The organism is Corynebacterium sp. LK31, assembly GCF_014335015.1.
In the GTDB taxonomy this organism is placed as follows: Bacteria; Actinomycetota; Actinomycetes; order Mycobacteriales; family Mycobacteriaceae; genus Corynebacterium; species Corynebacterium jeikeium_D.
In genome coordinates, this window is sequence record NZ_PDGW01000011.1 from 276469 (window position 1) to 294875 (window position 18407).

20 protein-coding genes are annotated in these 18407 nt (G+C 56.7%); 15 read left to right on the plus strand and 5 right to left on the minus strand.

Annotated elements, in window-relative coordinates:
• Positions 1–135 precede the first annotated feature (135 nt).
• From CRD18_RS03485 to CRD18_RS03505, 5 genes are all read left to right on the plus strand, one after another.
• Positions 136–1269 (plus strand): TerC family protein, encoded by a 1134-nt coding sequence (locus CRD18_RS03485; RefSeq protein ID WP_016422604.1) that lies wholly within the window; start codon positions 136–138, stop codon positions 1267–1269.
• A 31-nt stretch (positions 1270–1300) separates the two neighbouring features.
• A complete protein-coding gene (gene pgsA, locus CRD18_RS03490) occupies positions 1301–1867 on the plus strand; it encodes a CDP-diacylglycerol--glycerol-3-phosphate 3-phosphatidyltransferase (protein WP_016422605.1) in 567 nt (188 codons plus the stop codon).
• A 24-nt stretch (positions 1868–1891) separates the two neighbouring features.
• Positions 1892–2434 (plus strand): CinA family protein, encoded by a 543-nt coding sequence (locus tag CRD18_RS03495; RefSeq protein WP_016422606.1) that lies wholly within the window; start codon positions 1892–1894, stop codon positions 2432–2434.
• A gap of 51 nt (positions 2435–2485) precedes the next feature.
• Complete coding sequence (locus CRD18_RS03500) at positions 2486–2920, plus strand: helix-turn-helix domain-containing protein (RefSeq protein WP_016422607.1); 435 nt, start codon at positions 2486–2488, stop codon at positions 2918–2920.
• Between the two features lie 141 nt (positions 2921–3061).
• A complete protein-coding gene (locus tag CRD18_RS03505; protein ID WP_005509356.1) occupies positions 3062–3889 on the plus strand; it encodes a PspA/IM30 family protein in 828 nt (275 codons plus the stop codon).
• A 5-nt stretch (positions 3890–3894) separates the two neighbouring features.
• Here CRD18_RS03505 and CRD18_RS03510 read toward each other — a convergent pair whose 3' ends face one another.
• The 3 genes from CRD18_RS03510 to CRD18_RS03520 are packed head-to-tail and all read right to left on the minus strand — an operon-like array spanning position 3895 to position 5865.
• Positions 3895–4515 (minus strand): energy-coupling factor transporter transmembrane protein EcfT, encoded by a 621-nt coding sequence (locus tag CRD18_RS03510; protein ID WP_049170855.1) that lies wholly within the window; start codon positions 4513–4515, stop codon positions 3895–3897.
• Positions 4512–5213, minus strand: a complete 702-nt coding sequence (locus tag CRD18_RS03515; protein WP_049170859.1) for an energy-coupling factor ABC transporter ATP-binding protein — start codon at positions 5211–5213, stop codon at positions 4512–4514. The genes CRD18_RS03510 and CRD18_RS03515 overlap by 4 nt, the downstream gene beginning before the upstream one ends.
• Positions 5214–5247: 34 nt before the next feature.
• A complete protein-coding gene (locus CRD18_RS03520; RefSeq protein ID WP_049170862.1) occupies positions 5248–5865 on the minus strand; it encodes a biotin transporter BioY in 618 nt (205 codons plus the stop codon).
• Between the two features lie 80 nt (positions 5866–5945).
• Between CRD18_RS03520 and CRD18_RS03525 the strand changes: the two genes are divergently transcribed.
• The 5 genes from CRD18_RS03525 (at position 5946) to CRD18_RS03545 (ending at position 10647) form a co-directional block, all read left to right on the plus strand.
• A complete protein-coding gene (locus CRD18_RS03525; RefSeq protein WP_005509697.1) occupies positions 5946–6179 on the plus strand; it encodes a DUF3046 domain-containing protein in 234 nt (77 codons plus the stop codon).
• A gap of 316 nt (positions 6180–6495) precedes the next feature.
• Positions 6496–7599 carry a recombinase RecA gene (recA, locus tag CRD18_RS03530; RefSeq protein ID WP_049170952.1) on the plus strand — a complete coding sequence of 368 codons (1104 nt, stop codon included), beginning with the start codon at positions 6496–6498 and terminating at the stop codon, positions 7597–7599.
• Positions 7600–7642: 43 nt separating this feature from the next.
• Positions 7643–8251, plus strand: coding sequence for a regulatory protein RecX (locus tag CRD18_RS03535; RefSeq protein ID WP_049193012.1), 609 nt, complete (start codon positions 7643–7645; stop codon positions 8249–8251).
• 106 nt (positions 8252–8357) lie between these two features.
• Positions 8358–9905, plus strand: coding sequence for a tRNA (N6-isopentenyl adenosine(37)-C2)-methylthiotransferase MiaB (gene miaB / locus CRD18_RS03540; RefSeq protein ID WP_070652949.1), 1548 nt, complete (start codon positions 8358–8360; stop codon positions 9903–9905).
• On the plus strand, positions 9898–10647 hold the full coding sequence (locus CRD18_RS03545; protein ID WP_224433130.1) for a hypothetical protein: 750 nt from the start codon (positions 9898–9900) through the stop codon (positions 10645–10647). Before miaB ends, CRD18_RS03545 begins: the two co-directional genes overlap by 8 nt.
• Before the next feature lie 164 nt (positions 10648–10811).
• Here CRD18_RS03545 and CRD18_RS03550 read toward each other — a convergent pair whose 3' ends face one another.
• A complete protein-coding gene (locus CRD18_RS03550) occupies positions 10812–12176 on the minus strand; it encodes a DUF349 domain-containing protein (protein ID WP_016422615.1) in 1365 nt (454 codons plus the stop codon).
• A 161-nt stretch (positions 12177–12337) separates the two neighbouring features.
• On the opposite strand from CRD18_RS03550, the gene CRD18_RS03555 reads away from it, so the two are divergent.
• The 3 genes from CRD18_RS03555 to dapF are packed head-to-tail and all read left to right on the plus strand — an operon-like array spanning position 12338 to position 14967.
• A complete protein-coding gene (locus CRD18_RS03555; RefSeq protein ID WP_070652950.1) occupies positions 12338–13042 on the plus strand; it encodes a hypothetical protein in 705 nt (234 codons plus the stop codon).
• Between the two features lie 43 nt (positions 13043–13085).
• Entirely contained in the window at positions 13086–14012 is a 927-nt protein-coding gene (miaA, locus tag CRD18_RS03560; RefSeq protein ID WP_370550937.1) for a tRNA (adenosine(37)-N6)-dimethylallyltransferase MiaA, read from the plus strand.
• 31 nt (positions 14013–14043) lie between these two features.
• A complete protein-coding gene (dapF, locus tag CRD18_RS03565; protein WP_016422618.1) occupies positions 14044–14967 on the plus strand; it encodes a diaminopimelate epimerase in 924 nt (307 codons plus the stop codon).
• Positions 14968–15027: 60 nt separating this feature from the next.
• Here the strand turns inward: dapF and CRD18_RS03570 are convergent, their stop codons facing one another.
• Entirely contained in the window at positions 15028–15807 is a 780-nt protein-coding gene (locus tag CRD18_RS03570) for a hypothetical protein (RefSeq protein ID WP_016422619.1), read from the minus strand.
• A 280-nt stretch (positions 15808–16087) separates the two neighbouring features.
• Between CRD18_RS03570 and CRD18_RS03575 the strand changes: the two genes are divergently transcribed.
• Entirely contained in the window at positions 16088–16345 is a 258-nt protein-coding gene (locus CRD18_RS03575) for a FeoA family protein (RefSeq protein ID WP_016422620.1), read from the plus strand.
• A 43-nt stretch (positions 16346–16388) separates the two neighbouring features.
• Positions 16389–18374: a ferrous iron transport protein B gene (feoB, locus tag CRD18_RS03580; protein WP_187406513.1), complete on the plus strand. Its 1986-nt coding sequence runs from the start codon at positions 16389–16391 to the stop codon at positions 18372–18374.
• The last annotated feature ends 33 nt before the right edge of the window (positions 18375–18407 follow it).

Consider the following 18407-nt stretch of genomic DNA (forward strand, 5'->3'; position numbering starts at 1 on the left):
GTTATCGTCAGCACGGATTGGACGCACAGACTCGTCTTGCGCACATCGAATCCCGGTGCCGTCACTTTTGCCACTATGGCAGAAGCAGGAGAGACCTCCGGTTCATGTTCGCACGACCGGAGGTCTTTTTTTAATATGCATGTCCCCGCATTGGTATGGATTATCACCATTGTGGTCGTCATGGGTTTTATCGCCTTTGACTTCTATGCACACGTTCGCACGCCGCATAACCCAACTATGAAGGAAGCCGGCATCTGGACCGCTTTCTACGTAGTCTTGGCATTAATTTTCGGCGGAATGGTGTGGTTGTTATGGGATCACCACCGAGGCATTGAGTTTCTATCGGGCTATATCACCGAAAAGGCGCTCAGCGTAGACAATCTATTTGTCTTTGCACTCATCATCGGCGCATTCAAGATTCCGCGCCAGTACCAACAAAAGGTTTTGCTGTTCGGTATTGCGATGGCGCTGGTATTCAGAGGCCTGTTCATTTGGGCTGGTGCGGCAGTTATTGCCAAGTGGTCTGACGTTTTCTACCTGTTTGCAATCTTCCTGATTTACACGGCTATCAAGACGGTGTACGACGAAGCCGTCGATAAGCCGGAACCCGATCCGTCGGATATGAAGCTGATTCAATGGCTGCGTCGAATCGTCCCAATTTCGGACCATTACAACAAGGACAAGCTGACCGTTAAGGAAAACGGCAAGCGTTACTTGACTCCACTTGCCATCGCGCTGGTGTCCATCGGTTTTATCGATGTGATGTTTGCGTTTGACTCTATCCCGGCTATCTACGGCCTGACGGATGAGGCATATATCGTCTTTACTGCAAATGCCCTTGCTCTCATGGGGTTGCGACAGATGTACTTCCTGCTCGACGGTCTGCTGGATCGCTTGGTGTACCTGGCTTATGGCCTGGGTGTCATCCTGGCCTTTATTGGTGTGAAGTTGCTGTTGCACGCACTGCATGAAAACAACCTGCCGTTTATCAACAGCGGTGAGAACGTGTCGGTGCCTGAAGTATCGACCTGGGCGTCGCTGGCGGTCATCGTCATCGTTCTGGTGGTGACTGTCCTGGCATCGTGGCTCAAGAGCAAGCGTGATGAAAACATGGGTGCGATTGCCCTTCCGCGTGTTCACCACGATGATGATGGAAGCCGCGATGGCCTCGGCTCTCACGCCTCCTCTACTTCTGTCAGTGAGGGGTCAACGTCGGCCGGAAGCGAAACTAACGGTTCACACACCGGTAAGAACGAGCCTGGGCGTTAATCGAACACGATTGTGAGATAAGGTAACAACTGTGACTGCTCCAAGTGCTGATACAAGCCGTGTTTCCAACTGGAACTTGCCCAATTTCCTGACCGTGCTTCGCATCCTCGGAGTACCGGTGTTCCTGTGGGTACTTCTTCAGGAGGGCGGCGAAGCCACCAATTGGCGCTGGTGGTCGTTTGTCGTATTCGCGCTTCTGATGGCGACTGACAAGTTGGACGGGCACCTCGCACGTAGCCGTAACCTCATTACCGACTTTGGCAAGATTGCCGATCCGATTGCCGATAAGGCTCTAATGCTGGCTGCGCTGATTGGTATGAACATCATCGACATTCTGCCGTGGTGGGTGACTGTCATCATCGTGATTCGCGAAGGTGGCATCACCATCTGGCGTATGTTCGCCCTGCGTCAGGGGCGTGTTGTTCCGGCTTCTCGGGGCGGCAAGATAAAGACGGTCCTGCAGTCTGTAGCAGTGGGGCTCTTCCTGATGCCAGTGGACTGGTTGTTCTGGCCGTCCTGGATTGTGATGGTTGCCGCCATTGTCGTCACCGTCGGTACTGGTATCCAGTACATTGTGGATGCGCGAAAGGTCTCGTAGAGAAATTAAGTGGAGGGTAAAGCTGTGAACACAGTCGAACGCCTCGCCCAGAGCGACGAAAACGCTGACGGTGTCGATGGCGTTTCGCTTCAACTCGTCCAAACGCTTACGGCTCGTGGCGAGACTTTTGCAGCCGCAGAATCACTTACCGCAGGTCTTCTCTGCGCTACAGTTGCCTCCGTACCGGGAGCCTCCGCCGTTCTCCGCGGTGGCGTGGTCACTTACGCCACTGACACGAAGGCGTTGCTTGCCGACGTGCCAAAGGATGCTTTGGCCGCATATGGCCCCGTGTCCGAGTTGACGGCCCGGTATATGGCACTTGGAGTGGCAAATAAAGCAGTGGCGGACTGGGGGATTTCGCTAACTGGCGTTGCTGGTCCAGCGATGCAGGATGGGCACCCAGTAGGTGAAGTCTGGTGTGGTCTGAAACCGCCGGGAGTTTCGTACCTTGATGGGGTAACTGCTGTTAGGTTGCCGGTGAATAAAGAGGGGTCGCGCGCGGAGATTCGTCGTCAAGCAGTGGTATTGGCGTTAGAACTGTTGTTGCAGAATCTCGACGGTGAGTAGAATTTTTGAAAATTGGGAACAGGTCGGCCTTCTAAAGCGTTAGAGAAAGTGATGACCAACAATACTGCACTTATGACCATTCGCTACCCAGAGGTAGATAGCGCTGCCGCTTTCGAAGCTTCCATGGATGCCACAGCACCGTCGGCGCGGGTGGCTGTAGGGGAGCAGCCTGGATCGGTTGCAAAGTTAACGGCACAGGATTTGGCGGAACGGGGAGAATCCCGTGAGCCACTCCTGCGAGAGGCACTGGGGGAGACGCTGCGTGATATCCGTTCGCGCAGTGGACAGACGCTGCGTGAGCTTTCTGAAAATGCGGCTATTAGCCCTGGTTATTTGTCTGAGCTTGAGCGTGGACGGAAAGAAGTCTCATCTGAGCTGCTGGCGTCGGTATGCGCGGCGCTTGGTGTGACGGTGTCGGATTTGATGATGGAAGCAGCCACAGCGATGGCCCTGCATTCGGCGAGCCCAGAATTGGCAGCGATGTAGAAATTGGTTGCGGCGGTGGAATTTCATTCCATTGCTCCGGTACTTAGCACCCGAAGACGCTCGGCTTTAGTTAAGATTGGGTGCGCGATAAGCACAGACCTGCTTTGAGGTAGTTGCAATAAGAAAGGTGTATGGGACGCTATGGCTAATCCATTTGTAAAGCTGTGGAATTACTTGATGGCCGCTTTTGATTCCAAGATTGAGGAAAACGCTGATCCGAAGGTGCAGATTCAGCAGGCTATCGAGGATGCCCAGCGGCAGCACCAGGAACTATCGCAGCAGGCAGCGGCGGTGATTGGTAATCAGCGCCAGCTGGAAATGCGCCTTAACCGTCAGCTCGCTGAGATTGAGAAGCTGCAGGGGAACACTCGTCAGGCATTGCAGCTCGCTGACAAGGCTCGTGCTGAGGGGGATACTGCCAAGGCTACGGAGTATGAGAACGCAGCTGAGGCTTTCGCAGCTCAGTTGGTTACTGCTGAGCAGTCGGTAGAAGATTTGAAGGCTCTGCACGATCAGTCGCTGCAGCAGGCGGCTCAGGCTAAGAAGGCCGTCGAGCGTAATTCCATGCAGCTGCAGCAGAAGGTCGCGGAGCGCGCAAAGCTCCTCAGCCAGCTGGAGCAAGCAAAGATGCAGGAGAAAGTCTCTGAGTCCCTGCAGTCGATGAATCAGATTTCTTCGGGGGCTACACCTAATCTGGATCAGGTTCGTGACAAGATTGAGCGTCGTTACGCTAACGCTCTTGGTCAGGCCGAGCTAGCTCAGAACTCGGTTCAGGGGCGTATGGCTGAGGTAGAGGCCGCAGGCGTTCAGCTTGCTGGGCACTCTCGCCTGGAGCAAATCCGCGCAGAAATGAACGGTGGCAACGAGCTCTCTGGTGGCGAGGCTCAGAAGTCCATCGAGGGAAGCGCTGCCTCCAACGTTGACCCTGCTGTTGCTGAGCGCATGCGCCAGCTGCGTGAGGGCAATTAATTCTCCTACTCACCTTCACCACGTGCGATTAGCGAATCACCCATTGCCTTCGAGCGATTAATGGTTCGGATGACCACAGGTACGCCGAAGGCAATGATTGAGCCGGCAGCCCCTCGTGCTTTTCGAGCCTCCAGTACCTCGGCAGCGGCCATAACCTGAAGCGGAATCATACGCAGCGTCAGCGATAGTGCGAGCGCGATGGTGTCGACTGGTAGGCCGAAACGGGCGAACGGCTGCATCGCAGTGGTCAAAGTATCCATGATGTCGCTGACGCGGGTCGTCAGCGTTAGCAATATTGCCGCTGCGATTGCGGCGAGAAGCGCGAGGAAGGTCGTCAGCGCTTGCTCACCCCCGGCGCGCCACCACAGGAGAAGCGAAAGCAGCGCCAAAATGACTACGGCTCCACGGAGCTGTCGGAAAGCAACCATTGGTGGCACCTTGGCCACCGCATAAGCGAGGGTGACAATTGCCAGGGCAATCGCCCCGCCTAGCCAGGTATCCACGAGAATCCCGGTGAGCAATAAAAATGCGATGACAATGATGAGTTTGGGGGCCGTCGGGAGCCTGTGCACAGGCGACTTATGGTTTAGGTAAAGCCCTAACGGGACATCGGCTGGATGAATCATGAGCGGCCTTCTTCCGCACGAGTCATATCGCTGACGTATCGGTCAATAACTTCCTTCGGCGCACCGTCGTCGACGATTTCTCCTGCGCTTACACGGATAACTCGGTCGAAGTCCATAAGAAAATCCAGATCATGAGTGACCACGATAATTTGCTGCTCAAGCTGGGCGAAAATACTCCGAATGTGGAGACGATTGCGCAAGTCGAGGAGCGTAGTGGGCTCATCGGCAATAATGGTCGTGGGATTAAGAATTAACACTGCCGCCAGCGCCAGTAGCTGTTTTTGTCCACCCGAGAGCAAGTGTGGCGAGGCGTCAGCATGATCGGCAAGCCCAAACCGCTCGAGGGCTTCCTGCACCAGCTGGTTGCGCTCATCCTTTGGTAGTTTTCGCTTGCGTAGTGAAAAGGCAATGTCCTCTGCGACTGTAGGCATCACAATTTGATTATCCGCATCAGAAAAGATGAAGCCGACATTCTTGCGAATTGCCTTTGCCTGCTTTGCGACATTCATGCCCTCATACGTGACCGTGCCACCAGTGACCGGGCCCAGGCCGTTAATGAGTCGCACCAGCGTGGACTTACCGCCACCGTTTTCGCCGATAATGCCAATGCGCTTCTCTGTGAGAGTTAGCGTGGTCGGCTTCAGTATCTGGCGTCCCGAATAGGTTGCGGAAGCGCGGTCAAAAGCGATGGTGGGCATAGTGCGACTCGAGACCCTTTCTAATTCTGTGGGGTTAATTGCCCGAGGTGGCTGCTTCCTTAACCAAACGACTTTGCTTACGGTTGGCAGCGTCGGGAAGCAAATCAGGGAAAGCCTGCAGTACTGCAGTAGCAATAAGCGCGGCTACGACAACCTTTGCCACGTCGCCTGGGATAAACGGGACGTTGGTAATCAGTGCGTCGGTGAAGCTAAGTCCCATACGCCAAGCCAATCCGACAGATCCGAAGAAGTACTGTAGTAGAACTCCAACGAGGCCCGCGCCGATGAAGACGCTGATTCGTGAAACTTTCGCCCGTGGTGCTTGCTGGGCAATCGCGCCGATTGCGAAACCTGCAATTAAGTAGCCGACAATGTAGCCCACGGTAGGGCCGGGAAGTGCGGCGAGAAGTGGTTTCCAGCCCGCCATGTTTGGGACGCCCACGAGACCAACAGCCAGGAACAGGGTAGTGGCGAGGCCACCGCGTTTGAATCCGAGAATCATCCCGGCCAGTGCGATGCCCATGTTCTGTAGCACGATTGGCACGCCGAGGCCGCCAACGGGAATGGCAATGCCGCCGAGCACGATGATCAGTGCTGCGAAAGCAGCGATAAGAGTGAGGTCATACACCTTGGAATTATTCACAGCTCTCATCTTAAACCCATGGGTTGAGCACTGTTCAGGCAGGGGAGCGGGGATTAGGTTATGAAAAGAGGGTGGCCAGGTAGGTATCAGTGACAGGTATCTTGTACGTTGGTCTCATGCGATTGGCCGATTTTCACAACTTCGTCAACCACGAATTTGGGCCTCAGCACGGCCCGTGGCTGTTGCATTCCCACGTACTGATGGAATATGGAAAAACTCCCGCGGAATTGCTCGAGGACGGGGTCGAACCTCGGGATATCTGGTGGGCGCTGTGTAGGGAACACGATATTCCCGAAGACCGCTGGTACGGTCCTGACGAATAGGTTCCGGCGTAGACGACGGTGAATGCTTGCCGACGGCTCTTGCGTGTCGTTGCCATTCGAACAGGGTTTCGCATATTATCGAAAGTGCTGATGAAGTCAATCCGTCTGATTCGGTATAACTTCCGGGTGTAACCGGCAGTAGAGGTGTCGCGGACCAATTTGGAACCGGAACGGCTAGTTTCGCGCCTAATTAAGTGTGAGCGAAGTTTCTGTTTTGGATGAAAATCGGGAGACACATTCTCTGAGTACGGCTCCAGAACCCGATACCGTACGCGACAATGACCGCGACAATGACAATGAGGAAGAACAACGAACTATGGCTCGTAAGAAGGCTACGGCTTCGAACCAGGGCAATGATCGCCTGAAGGCGCTCGATGTAGCTCTGGCGAATATTGAGAAGGACTTTGGTAAGGGTGCAGTTATGCGCCTGGGGGACGACAATCGTCCTCCAATTCAGGTTATTCCCTCCGGCAATATCGCTATCGACGTGGCCTTGGGCCTGGGCGGGTTCCCGCGTGGTCGTATCGTAGAAATCTATGGTCCAGAATCCTCGGGTAAGACCACAGTCGCACTGCATGCTATTGCAGAGGCGCAGCGGCAGGGCGGTATTGCCGCATTTATTGATGCGGAGCATGCGCTGGATCCGGTTTATGCGCGCAAGCTTGGAGTAGATACGGACAACCTTCTGGTATCCCAACCAGATACCGGTGAGCAGGCACTTGAGATCACAGATATGTTGGTGCGTTCCGGTGCTATTGACATCATTGTGGTTGACTCGGTGGCCGCGTTGACTCCGAAGGCTGAAATCGACGGTGAAATGGGCGATTCCCACGTTGGTCTGCAGGCGCGGTTGATGAGTCAGGCGCTGCGCAAGATGACGGGTGCGCTGTCCCACACCGGTACCACTGCCATCTTCATTAACCAGCTGCGTGAAAAGATTGGCGTCATGTTCGGCTCTCCTGAGACCACCACGGGTGGTAAAGCACTGAAGTTCTACGCTTCCGTTCGCTGTGACGTACGCCGAATTCAGACGTTGAAGGATGGCCAGGATGCGGTGGGTAACCGCACGCGCTTGAAGGTAGTCAAGAACAAGGTGTCGCCGCCGTTCAAGCAGGCAGAGTTTGACATCATCTACGGCGAGGGCATTTCGCGTGAGGGCTCGTTGATTGACATGGGCGTTGATAACGGCATTGTCAAGAAGTCCGGTTCGTGGTTTACCTACGAGGGCGATCAGTTGGGGCAGGGCAAGGAAAAGGCTCGTATGCACCTGCGCGAGAATCCAGAAATTGCCCAGGAAATCGAAGTCAAGATCAAGAAGAAGCTCGGCGTCGGGGAATTCGCGGAGGTCGAGGACGAGACCGATATCGATGCCCCTGTCGATGTCGTGCCGGACATCGACTTCGATGATTTGGAAGACTAGCTAGCTCGAGGCGTAGTGCCGCGACACACGAAAAGTGAGGACCGTGGAGGATCGTAACGGCCGCGATGTGCGGGAGACTATCGAAAAGCTTGCTCAGCAAATTGCGGAAGCTGACGGTAGTTCGCTCTACGATGCGGGTCGTGAGGAATCCAAGGCCCCGATTCGTGCTAAGGCACTGCGCTTGCTCGATCAGCGAATGCGTTCCCGCAAGGAACTCGTAGAAAGGCTCGAGGCAGTCGAGGAGTTTCCAACCTCGATGATTGAAGAAGTCGTTGATGACCTGACCCGAAGTGGATTGGTCAACGACGAGCTTTTCGCATCCGAATGGGTGCGGCAGCGCTTTGCCAGTCGCGGCAAGTCGAAGATGGTTTTGAACCGGGAGCTGCAGGAAAAGGGCATTGATGTTTCACTTCGTGCAGATGCGTTGGAGCAGATTACGCACAACGCGGAAGAAGAAGTCGCCCGGAAGCTAGCGGCGAAGAAAGCGGCCACTATTAAAACAGTGGCACCTGACTTCAACTCCAAGCAAAAGGATTTACGCAAAGTCGTCGGTGTGCTGGCGCGGCGTGGTTTCCCCTCTGAATTGTCCATGAGCATTGCTCGGGATCAGTTAGAAGAGCGATACCGGGAACTCGAAGAGGACACAGATTAGCGCCGGTGCCACCGCACGCCGGATTAGCACGCCGGCTGCGGACCCGTCAGGTTTAAAGGGGTCGCTGATTGGGGAAATGGGCCATAAACAGCTAACCTAAACTGCCGTGACTACCCCTTCTTTGAACTCTCAGCAGCAGTCTTCGCCTCGCACATATGAGGTACGTACGTTCGGTTGTCAGATGAACGTCCATGACTCGGAACGACTGTCTGGCTTGCTGGAAGAAAACGGTTATGTAGCGGCTGCAGAAGGCGATAATCCTGATCTGGTCGTTTTCAACACCTGTGCCGTTCGAGAGAATGCGGACAATCGCCTTTATGGCACGTTGGGACAGCTCAAACCAGTCAAGGATGCTCACCCAGGCATGCAGATTGCCGTCGGTGGCTGCTTGGCCCAGAAGGATAAGGACGTCGTCGTAAAGAAGGCCCCATGGGTGGACGTTGTCTTCGGTACGCATAACTTGGGTTCGTTGCCAGCACTGTTGGAACGCGCCGCTCATAATGACCGGGCTGAAGTCGAGATTAAGGACGCACTGGAAGAATTTCCCTCGGTGCTGCCGGCCAAGCGTGAATCCACTTACGCAGGTTGGGTGAGTATTTCCGTAGGCTGCAATAACACGTGCACCTTCTGCATCGTCCCCAGTTTGCGTGGTAAGGAACGCGATCGTCGTCCGGGCGAGATTCTCGCTGAGGTACAGGCACTCGTGGAGCAGGGCGTTACTGACGTCACCCTCCTCGGACAGAATGTCAACGCCTATGGTGTTAACTTCGCCGACCCTGACATGGAACGCGACCGCTCGGCTTTTTCCAAGTTGTTGCGCGCCTGCGGCCAGATTGAGGGGTTGGAGCGCGTGCGCTTTACGTCTCCGCACCCAGCTGAGTTCACCGATGATGTCATCGACGCTATGGCGGAGACACCGAATGTGGTTCATCAGCTACACATGCCACTACAGTCCGGTTCCGACCGAGTGCTGAAAGACATGCGCCGTTCCTACCGCACCAAGAAATTCCTGGGAATTCTGGAGAAGGTTAGGGAAAAAATGCCGGACGCGGCCATTACCACTGACATCATTGTCGGTTTCCCAGGCGAGACCGAAGAGGACTTCCAGCAAACTCTCGACGTGGTGGAAAAGGCTCGTTTTAGCTCGGCGTTCACCTTCCAATACTCGCCTCGCCCGGGAACTCCGGCGGCGACCATGACTGATCAGGTTCCACCAGAGGTTGTGAAAGAACGCTATGGTCGTCTGTTAGCGCTTCAAGAGCGTATTTCCGAGGAAGAAAACGCCAAGCTCGTCGGTCGGGAAGTTGAGCTGCTGGTCAGCCAGTCCGATGGGCGTAAAAATGCGGAGACTCATCGCATGTCAGGTCGGAGTCGGGATGGCCGCCTGGTGCACTTCAGCCCGTCGGAAAGCGAACCAGGCGTCGTCGACCGCAAGATTCGCCCAGGTGATTACGTGACAGTGCGTGTGACCGACTCCGCACCGCACTTCCTCATTGCTGACTCCGGTGTGCTCACACACCGCCGCACTAAGGCGGGGGATAATATAGAGGTCGGTCAGACTCCGACGACCGCTCCGATTGGAGTTGGTCTGGGCTTGCCAAAGATTGGACGCCCGGAGAAAACGAGTGTAAGTGAGGGATGCGGCTGTGAGTAGTGACAAGGCTTCGCCGGAAAGTGATATGGAATCCACTAGCGAGCAGTCGGTGGAATCCGCGCAGGCGTTGCGGGTTCAGGAGCGCAAGGCCGCTGGCGAGCTGGACCTCGGCCGTGCGGTGATTCCGATGATGGTTGCCGTCATCGGCCTCATTACGAGTTTCTTCCTTCCGCACTCGGGCGTTGTTTTGGGCTTTGATGTGTTGCTGGATACGGATGTTGCGCATCAGTACTTCACGACTCGACCGGAGCGAATTTACTCCATTCTCGTGGTGGTAGGTGTCTTGCTAGCTATTGCCACGCTGATTACGCGGACGACGATTCTCGCATTCGTCACCTGGTTTTTTGCCTGTATTCAGATGGTCTACTCAGTCTTCGCTGGTTGGATGCGTCAGTCTCGTCCACAGGAACTGGCCGGCGAGGGTATTTCCTTCGGCCTGATGCTCGGTATTTTCTGCAGTTTTCTACTGGCCATCTCCGTGACTTTCATCGCTTTCCGACGTAGTAAGGAGCAGCTCGCAATCGCGACGAAACGTCGCAAGCACGCTGACACCGATCCGGTACTGCGCGCGCAGCAGGTTTACCTGCGGGCGGGCCTGACACCGAATACGACAACGGATGTTGAGGTCGTCGACGACCGCCGTGAACGTGCTCGCCGACGCAATCGCGGCCAGCAGGGCAGTAGTGCGGACAATGTCTCTCAGCAGACCGGCGAACAGGACGAACAGGTCAGCGACGAGTAGTGAGGCTTTTTAACTAGCGCAGTAAGTAAGGGGCTCTCTTCCACTCCGGAAGAGAGCCCCTTACTTTTAACCATCGACGCGTTGCCAGCGCGTAGCTGAGCCAGGATTCTGTTGCGGACGCCGGAGAGCGAGAACATGCTTCCCCGACACACAACTAGCTTCTGTTAGAGCTCCTTGAGAGTCTCCGCGGCCTGCTCTGCCCACTGTCGCCACTGTTCGGCCTGCTCCCGAGCCTTGGCTGCCTGAGAAGCCTTGCCCTTCGCCTCAAGTTCGGCGGCCTTCTGCTCAAACTCCGCTGCGCGGTCGGCGAACTGCTGGACGCGAGCCTGTGCTTCGGGGTCGGTACGGCGCCACTGCGAGTCGGCAGCATCGGAGACGCGCTTTTCCAGTGCGCCAATGCGGTTTTCATACTCACGCACACGACCACGCGGCACAAAGCCGATGGCCTCCCATTTCTCCTGCAACTGACGCAGTTCGTTGCGAGCGTGATCGAGGCCCTTGGACGGATCAATGCGGTCTTCGTATTCAGCCAGCAGTGCGTCCTTGGCCGCAGCGTTTTCCTCGAACTCCCTGTCTCGAGCTTCATTGACCGCGTTGCGAGCACCAAAGAACTCATCCTGGGCGGCCTTGAACTGCGCCCACAGCTTGTCATCGACCTCGCGCGGGGCTCGACCAGCGGCCTTCCACTCAGCCATCAGGTCACGGAAGGCAGCAGCGGTGCCACCCCAATCAGTGGAGGTCTTCAGGGCCTCAGCTCGCTCAATGATGTCCTCCTTAACGCGGCGAGCAGCCGCACGGTTGCGGTCCAGTTCCGCAAAATGGGCACCGCGGCGGCGGTTGAAAGAATCACGCGCGCGAGAGTAACGGCGCCAGAGTTGATCATCAGTTTTGCGGTCGATGCCGCGAATCTGCTTCCACTCCGTGAGAATCTCGCGGATACGGTCGCCGGCGACCTTCCACTCGGTGGAGTTCTCTGCGAGCTCCTCGGCCTCTGCGGCGAGCTCTTCCTTACGTGCGATGGCGTTCTTACGGCGCTCTGCCTTGTCGTGAGCGACTTTCTCCTCTGCGACGTGGGAGGTGGCAATGACCTCTGCAAGGCGCTTATCCAGCGCATCGATATCGCCGAGAACCGTGGCGGTGGCAAGGCTCTCACGCAGTTCAACTGCGTTGTGAGAAATGGTCTTTGCCTCCTGCGGGTGGGAGACTACACGAGATTCCAGTAGCTCGACCTCGGTGGCCAGATCCTCGTAGCGCTTGCCGTAGTGGGCATAACCCTCTTCTACGGTGCCAGCCTGCCAGGAGCCAATATTGCGTTCGCCGGCGCTGGTGACCAGCCAAACAGTGCCGTCTTCGTCGATGCGGCCAAACTTCTTTGGATCATTGTGGACGGCATGTGCCACAGCGGCCGACCCCGCAGGCGCTGGAGTAGCTCCAGGGGCCTTACGATGAGCCGGCATTGAGCCTGGTCGAGGTCCCGGGCGTGGACCCGGGCGTGGACCTGGCTTAGGGGAATTGCTGGTACCGGTCATAGTGGGTAAACCTCTTCCAATCTTCATGCAGAACTGCCGCGCGACACGGCTGCCATCAAACACTTACGGTATGTGCTCGAGTATCCCAAAAATTTTGGCACAGCGCGCGTAACACCGCCGGATTAAGGCATCGACTAGCCCCTCACGGTAGCGTTGAGGACGTGAATTCGCGTTTGCCTCGGCTTGTTATCGTTCCGCGTGCGCTCCTCATCGTCGAGGAGCTAGGTGGTTTTGCGCCCACCGCCACGGAATTGCGCCGTCATGCCCGTGAAACCGTCGCGACGCTGTGGACAGATGACGAACCCGGGGAGCCCGGCGCGGTCGCTATTATCACTGGCAGGATGCAGGCGAAGTCCCCGCACCAGACCAGCGCACCCGGCAGTTTTTCTCCGTATGGGGTTGATGTCACGGTGTCAGGCGGAACCGAATTACCTGAGCTGCTGGGACGCTGGCTTATCGAAGACTACGCGCGACGGAATTCTGAAGGACCCACTGGCCGCGTCATTCAGGCAACGTGCTTCGACTCTATCGCTGAGGCACTCGCTGCCGGTCACACGCGTCTGCTTGTGCTTGTCGACGGCGCATTCGGCCTTGCGGACGATTCCCCGGTCGGCGTAATTGAAGGTGCAGCGGAGGTTGATGCGCTGTGCAGTCTGATTGCTGGTCAGGACTGCTCAAGCATTAACGTGGAAAATATTGTGTTTCCAGCTCCCGGCGCGTACGCGGCCGAGTTATGGCAGCAGCTGAGTAAAGCTGCTGAAAGCTGGACGGGGTCTGGAATGACCGTCGTAAAGCGTTCTTACTATGACGGGGCGCCTTATGGAATCGGCTACCACGTGGCCAGCTGGCGGTGTGTTGCGAAGTAAGAGCGCGCGTTTTTAGTTTTTGTGCAGGAGTGTGAACTGGGTAGTGACGGCTTTCGAGAGTGAGAGCTTGCCGGTGCCGATTGCGGTGGTAGGGCCGACGGCGTCGGGAAAGTCGGATTTGGGGCTGGTACTTGCGGAGCAGCTTGGCGGTGAGGTCGTCAATGTTGATTCGATGCAGCTCTATCAAGGAATGGATATCGGAACAGCGAAGCTGTCGGTGGACCAGCGGCGGGGGATTCCGCACCACCAACTCGATGTGCTGAACGTGACGCAGCCGGCGAGTGTGGCGACGTATCAGCGTGAGGCGGTCGCGGATGTTGAGGCCATTCGCGCGCGGGGGAAAGTCCCCATCCTTGTCGGCGGGTCGATGATGTATGTGCAGGCGTTGGTGGACGACTGGCAGTTCCCACCTACGGACCCTGAAGTACGTGCGAAGTGGGAGACAGTGCAGGACGAGATCGGTCCGGCGGCGTTGCATGATCGGCTGGCAGAGATTGATCCGGATGCGGCGGCAATTATTGAGACCAATGACCCGCGGCGCACCGTCCGCGCCCTGGAGGTCATCGAGCTCACGGGCAAACCTTTTGCAGCGTCGAAGCCGTCGATTGATAAGCCACCGCGGTGGAACACTCGCATATTGGGGTTGCGCACGCAGGCGGAATGGCTAAATCCGCGGATTGAACAGCGTACGCGGGGCATGTTTGCCGCTGGCCTGGTGGAAGAAACTGAGAGTCTGATTGCGCAAGGGTTGCGCGAAGGTGTGACCGCTAGTCGCGCGATTGGCTATGCGCAGGTGCTGGACTACTTCGATGGGGTTTACGACCTGGATACGGCTTGTGAACGCACGATTACTGGTACGCGCAGGTATGTGCGACGTCAGCGCTCCTGGTTCAACCGTGATCATCGGATCATGTGGCTAGACGCTGCCGGTGACGTGCCGGGACAGGCGTTTTCCGCACTTGGTCTGTAAGAGATTCGGACCTCCCGCTAGCATCAAGGGCATGGTTTCATTTGCCAAAGGCCACGGTACGCAAAACGATTTCTTGATTTTTCCAGATGATTTGGTGTCGATTGATTTGACCGAATCACTGGTCGCAGCAGTGTGCGATCGACAGCGAGGTCTTGGCGCTGACGGCGTCCTGCGGGTTGCCCGTGCGGGGAAACTCGTCGATGCCGGTGTTTTGGCGGCATTGCCGGAGGGCGTTAAAGCCGACGATTGGTTTATGGACTACCGCAATAGTGACGGTTCTATTGCCGAGATGTGCGGGAATGGTGTCCGCGTCTTTGCACACTATATTGCCGCGATTCACAGCCCGGACAGTGTCGTCGACGGAACCTTGCGGGTGGGCACTCGAGCAGGGCTGCGCGCTGTTTCGATTGATGAGCTCAGCCGCAGGCACGCGGTCGTTGGGGTGGATATGGGCCAGCCAGAAGTCCTCGGCCTCGCTACTGCGTTCATCGGTTCGGGCAACAATGCCCAGAAATTCGCCGGGATTGGTGTCGACGTGGGAAATCCGCATTTGGCCTGCGTCATGCCTGGCCTAAATGCCGCCGCTCTGGCGGAGCTGGAATTGGAAGCGGCGGGTAGTGTCGCGAAGCCAGTGCGTGCCGACGAAGCCATGTTCCCGAACGGCCTCAATGTGGAAATTGTCACCCCGCTGGATGCCTCTGATTCGGTGTCCATGCGAGTAATTGAACGTGGAGTTGGTGAGACCCGCTCGTGTGGCACCGGTACGGTTGCGGCAGCTATTGCCGCGCTGGCCGATGCCGGCCGGACTGAGGGGGTTGTGACAGTCAAGGTGCCTGGCGGTGTGGTGACTGTGGATGTCCACAAGGCCAGCAATGCGGATGGGGACTTCTCGGCGACCTTGACCGGGCCGAGCGTGATTCACACGCTCGGCGATATTGAGCTGGAAGCCCTGTGACTGGTAGCTAGTGCAGCAGGAGCCCTAGCGGGGTAGTGGAAGCGGTGGGGAGTTAGCGGACTAGTGTCCGCCGCAGCCACCGTCGCCACAACCACAGCCGCCATCGCCACAGCCGCCTCCGCAACCTTGAGGCGGAATGATCTCACCGGTCAGTGAGAAAGTGCCGGAGACGACCATACCTGGCTGGGGAGCTTCGTCGCCGCCGGGGACAAGTACGTCCATGGGGGTCGGAAGAGCAAGGTTGAGCACCCAGAACTTCTTGCCGGTCAGCTCATTGACATGCTTGCGGGAGTTATTGATAACACCAGCCAGTTTGACGGTTGCGCTAGGCGATGCCTTGCCGACCTGATCTCCGACAATTGCCTTAGCACCTTCGAAGTCCAATGTTGTCGGGGTTGCCCCAGTGCGCTTTTCGTACTCCTCAGCGGATGCGTCGAGGGTGAAATCAGTTGCCAGAGCTGATAGCGCGACATGCTCAAAAGTCTGAGTTCCGGCATCAACAATCATTGGCCCCTGTGACAGCAGGCAGGTAGCGACCTCGATGACCTTGTCAAAGTTATCCGAGGAGGGATCATCCTCGACGATTTCCACGAGCGCCAAGACATCGTCCACGCTGGATACATGGGCAGTGACGGTCGGGCTGCCCGCGAAGCCGGCGTAGGTAGAAAATGGTTCAACACCCAGGATGTGCAGACGCGCACCAGAGGAATCTTCGAAACGGACCAGCTGGCCACCGCGGACCTCGCCGATGACCGACAGATTGTCACTGGCAATCGCGGCTTCCATCGCGTCTCGCCAGCTGGGGTAGTCCATGCCAATGCTTCGCAAGTCAGTAGTCATACTTTTCGATGATACTTCCCATATCTTCATCTGCGAACTAACGAATCGCACGTGAGCACATTGTGCTCTGGGGTACCTAGAACCATTCCTCCACGCCGCGGCAACTATTCGGATGGGACTAACAATTCTGCCACGCTAAATAGGCAAATATTAAGTGTGGCATAAATAACTTTCCTTAGGTGTGCCCGGTTTATTCCATTTAGGCATGCCTAAGAGTAAGCTCATCTCCGTAAACACGATTTGCTTAGCTTAATTCTTATCTATATAAGCGAGGTTTCTCATGCTCGGATTGCGGTCTCGAAAACAGTCGGATGACATTCAGTCGCTTGCCGACGTCCCGGTGGGGGTAACCGTCACTCTGGGAGCGTCGCATGTGGATGAGCGCCTGTGCCGCAGGCTTTCGCAACTGGGGCTTCGCCCTGGAATGAGTGTCACTGTGGGACGGAGCACCAGCGGCGGTGGGCGAATCGTCCATGCTGGCGCAACGCGCTACGCCATCGATGCCAGCACGCTGCACAAGATGTCCGTCGTGGGTTAGGTCCCCTACATCTCTTTTCTCACCTCCCTCCTGAAAGTAAACAATGACAACACCTACGGATTCCTCAACGCGAAAATTCGCATCCACGCCCAGCTGCCATGCATGCAGTGGCGGAGCACCAGCAAAGGATGGTGCACCTGTTGTCGCAGTAGTCGGCGCACCGAACTCCGGTAAGTCAACACTGTTCAATAGTTTGACTGGTGCGAAAGCGCAGATGGGCAATTGGCCTGGTACGACCGTAGAGGTCAGCCGCGGCGCGTGGAAGACCGATGCCGCTGAGTACGATGTCATCGATTTCCCGGGTGCCTACTCGCTGGATGCCATGAGTCCGGACGAAGAGCTCACTCGCGAGATGCTCATCGAGAAACCGGAAGAAGAACGCCCGGATCTCGTCGTTGTCGTTGTCGACGCCACGGCACTGGGCCGTGGTCTCTACATGGCCGCGGAATTGGCGGAACAGCCCCAGCGCATCGTTCTGGCTCTGACCAAACTAGATGTTGCCAAGGCCAAGGGCATCGATGTGAATCCGGACGCATTGCAGTCAGCTATGGGGATGCCGGTGGTGGCGCTGGATCCCCGTCGTAAAGCGGGAATGGCGCGGTTGGCCGACGCGGTAGCAGCGGCTCTGGACGGATGTAGTTCGGTGTCGTCACCGATTCGCCAGGTCGATGGTGAATCGATTGAACGCCGGGACGACGCACGCTTTGCCGCGATTGATGCGGCGGTTGCGGCATCTACGGGCGGGGTGGAAGATCGCCAGACTTTCTCCGACCGCATTGATAACGTGGTTCTTCACCCGGTGCTCGGACCGATTGTGTTCCTGGCAGTTATGTGGGCAGTCTTCCAAATCACGACGACGGTAGCAGCACCGTTGCAGGACGGTTTGGAAACCCTTATTACCGGTAATTTCGCAGATTTGGTTACCCGTGGATTAGAAGCGGTGGGATGGGACCATCCGATTGTCACCGGGCTGCTTGTAAACGGCATCATCGGTGGTGTCGGCATGGTGCTGACCTTCGTTCCGCTAATGGCACTCATGTTCCTGTGCCTCGCAGTACTCGAGGATTCAGGGTATATGGCGCGTGCAGCCGTGGTGGCGGACCGTGTCATGCGTGCAATTGGTCTTCCGGGTAAGGCATTTATTCCGCTCATCGTCGGCTTTGGCTGTAATGTGCCAGCAATCTCGGCAACACGTGTGCTGAGTAATCCGCGCCACCGCATTTTGACGGCTCTACTGGTTCCGTTTACCTCCTGCTCGGCGCGCCTGACCGTGTATGTCATGTTGGGTGCGGTGTTCTTTCCGGAACACGCGGGCACAGTCGTCTTCGCTATGTACGTGATCTCGATTCTGCTGATCGTTCTGACCGGCCTTGCACTGCGTAAGACCCTGTGGCGCACCATGCCGTCGGAACCGCTGGTCATTGACCTGCCAACCTACCAGCTTCCGACCGCACGGCTGGCACTATCTGTGATGTGGATGCGTCTGAAGGGATTCCTGCAGACCGCTAGTGGAATCATCGTCAGCACCGTCATCGTCGTATGGCTACTGATGTCTATTCCGGTTGTCTCCGGGCACTCCTTTGCCGATGAAGACCTGGCACCGCAGGACTCCGCATACGGTGCAGTCAGCGAAACTATTGCTCCTGTGTTTAACCCGGCAGGATTCGGTACATGGTCTCTGACAGGTCCGTTGGTGACGGGCTTTGTGGCCAAGGAAGCCGTCATTTCTACCTGGGCACAGACCTATGCAGTGGAGGACGTCACCGACTCCAATTCGAGCGAACAGGCCTCCAGCCCGCTCGCGGAGAATATTCGACGTGACTTTGACAATGCATCCGATGGACACGGATTGGCAGCAGTCTGGGCCTATATGATCTTCCTGCTGGCTTACACACCGTGCGTGGCTACGCTCGCGGCACAACGTCGAGAGATCGGCGTGAAGTGGACGGGCTTCGGTTTGCTAGCGCAGCTGGTCGTTGCATGGGCACTGGCCGTGATTGTTTTCCAAGGGTTGAAGCTGTTCCTGTAAAGCCTCGTTGATTCCTAGTAGCTTCGGCAAAGC

What these genes read in the sequence shown, in the direction of transcription:
- CRD18_RS03485 (WP_016422604.1), top strand. Translation starts at nt 136, where the DNA reads ATGCATGTCCCCGCATTGGTATGGATTATCACCATTGTGGTCGTCATG.
- CRD18_RS03500 (WP_016422607.1), top strand. Translation starts at nt 2,486, where the DNA reads ATGACCAACAATACTGCACTTATGACCATTCGCTACCCAGAGGTAGAT.
- CRD18_RS03505 (WP_005509356.1), top strand. Translation starts at nt 3,062, where the DNA reads ATGGCTAATCCATTTGTAAAGCTGTGGAATTACTTGATGGCCGCTTTT.
- CRD18_RS03510 (WP_049170855.1), bottom strand. Translation starts at nt 4,515, where the DNA reads ATGATTCATCCAGCCGATGTCCCGTTAGGGCTTTACCTAAACCATAAG.
- CRD18_RS03515 (WP_049170859.1), bottom strand. Translation starts at nt 5,213, where the DNA reads ATGCCCACCATCGCTTTTGACCGCGCTTCCGCAACCTATTCGGGACGC.
- CRD18_RS03520 (WP_049170862.1), bottom strand. Translation starts at nt 5,865, where the DNA reads ATGAGAGCTGTGAATAATTCCAAGGTGTATGACCTCACTCTTATCGCT.
- recA (WP_049170952.1), top strand. Translation starts at nt 6,496, where the DNA reads ATGGCTCGTAAGAAGGCTACGGCTTCGAACCAGGGCAATGATCGCCTG.
- CRD18_RS03550 (WP_016422615.1), bottom strand. Translation starts at nt 12,176, where the DNA reads ATGACCGGTACCAGCAATTCCCCTAAGCCAGGTCCACGCCCGGGTCCA.
- dapF (WP_016422618.1), top strand. Translation starts at nt 14,044, where the DNA reads ATGGTTTCATTTGCCAAAGGCCACGGTACGCAAAACGATTTCTTGATT.
- CRD18_RS03570 (WP_016422619.1), bottom strand. Translation starts at nt 15,807, where the DNA reads ATGACTACTGACTTGCGAAGCATTGGCATGGACTACCCCAGCTGGCGA.
- CRD18_RS03575 (WP_016422620.1), top strand. Translation starts at nt 16,088, where the DNA reads ATGCTCGGATTGCGGTCTCGAAAACAGTCGGATGACATTCAGTCGCTT.
- feoB (WP_187406513.1), top strand. Translation starts at nt 16,389, where the DNA reads ATGACAACACCTACGGATTCCTCAACGCGAAAATTCGCATCCACGCCC.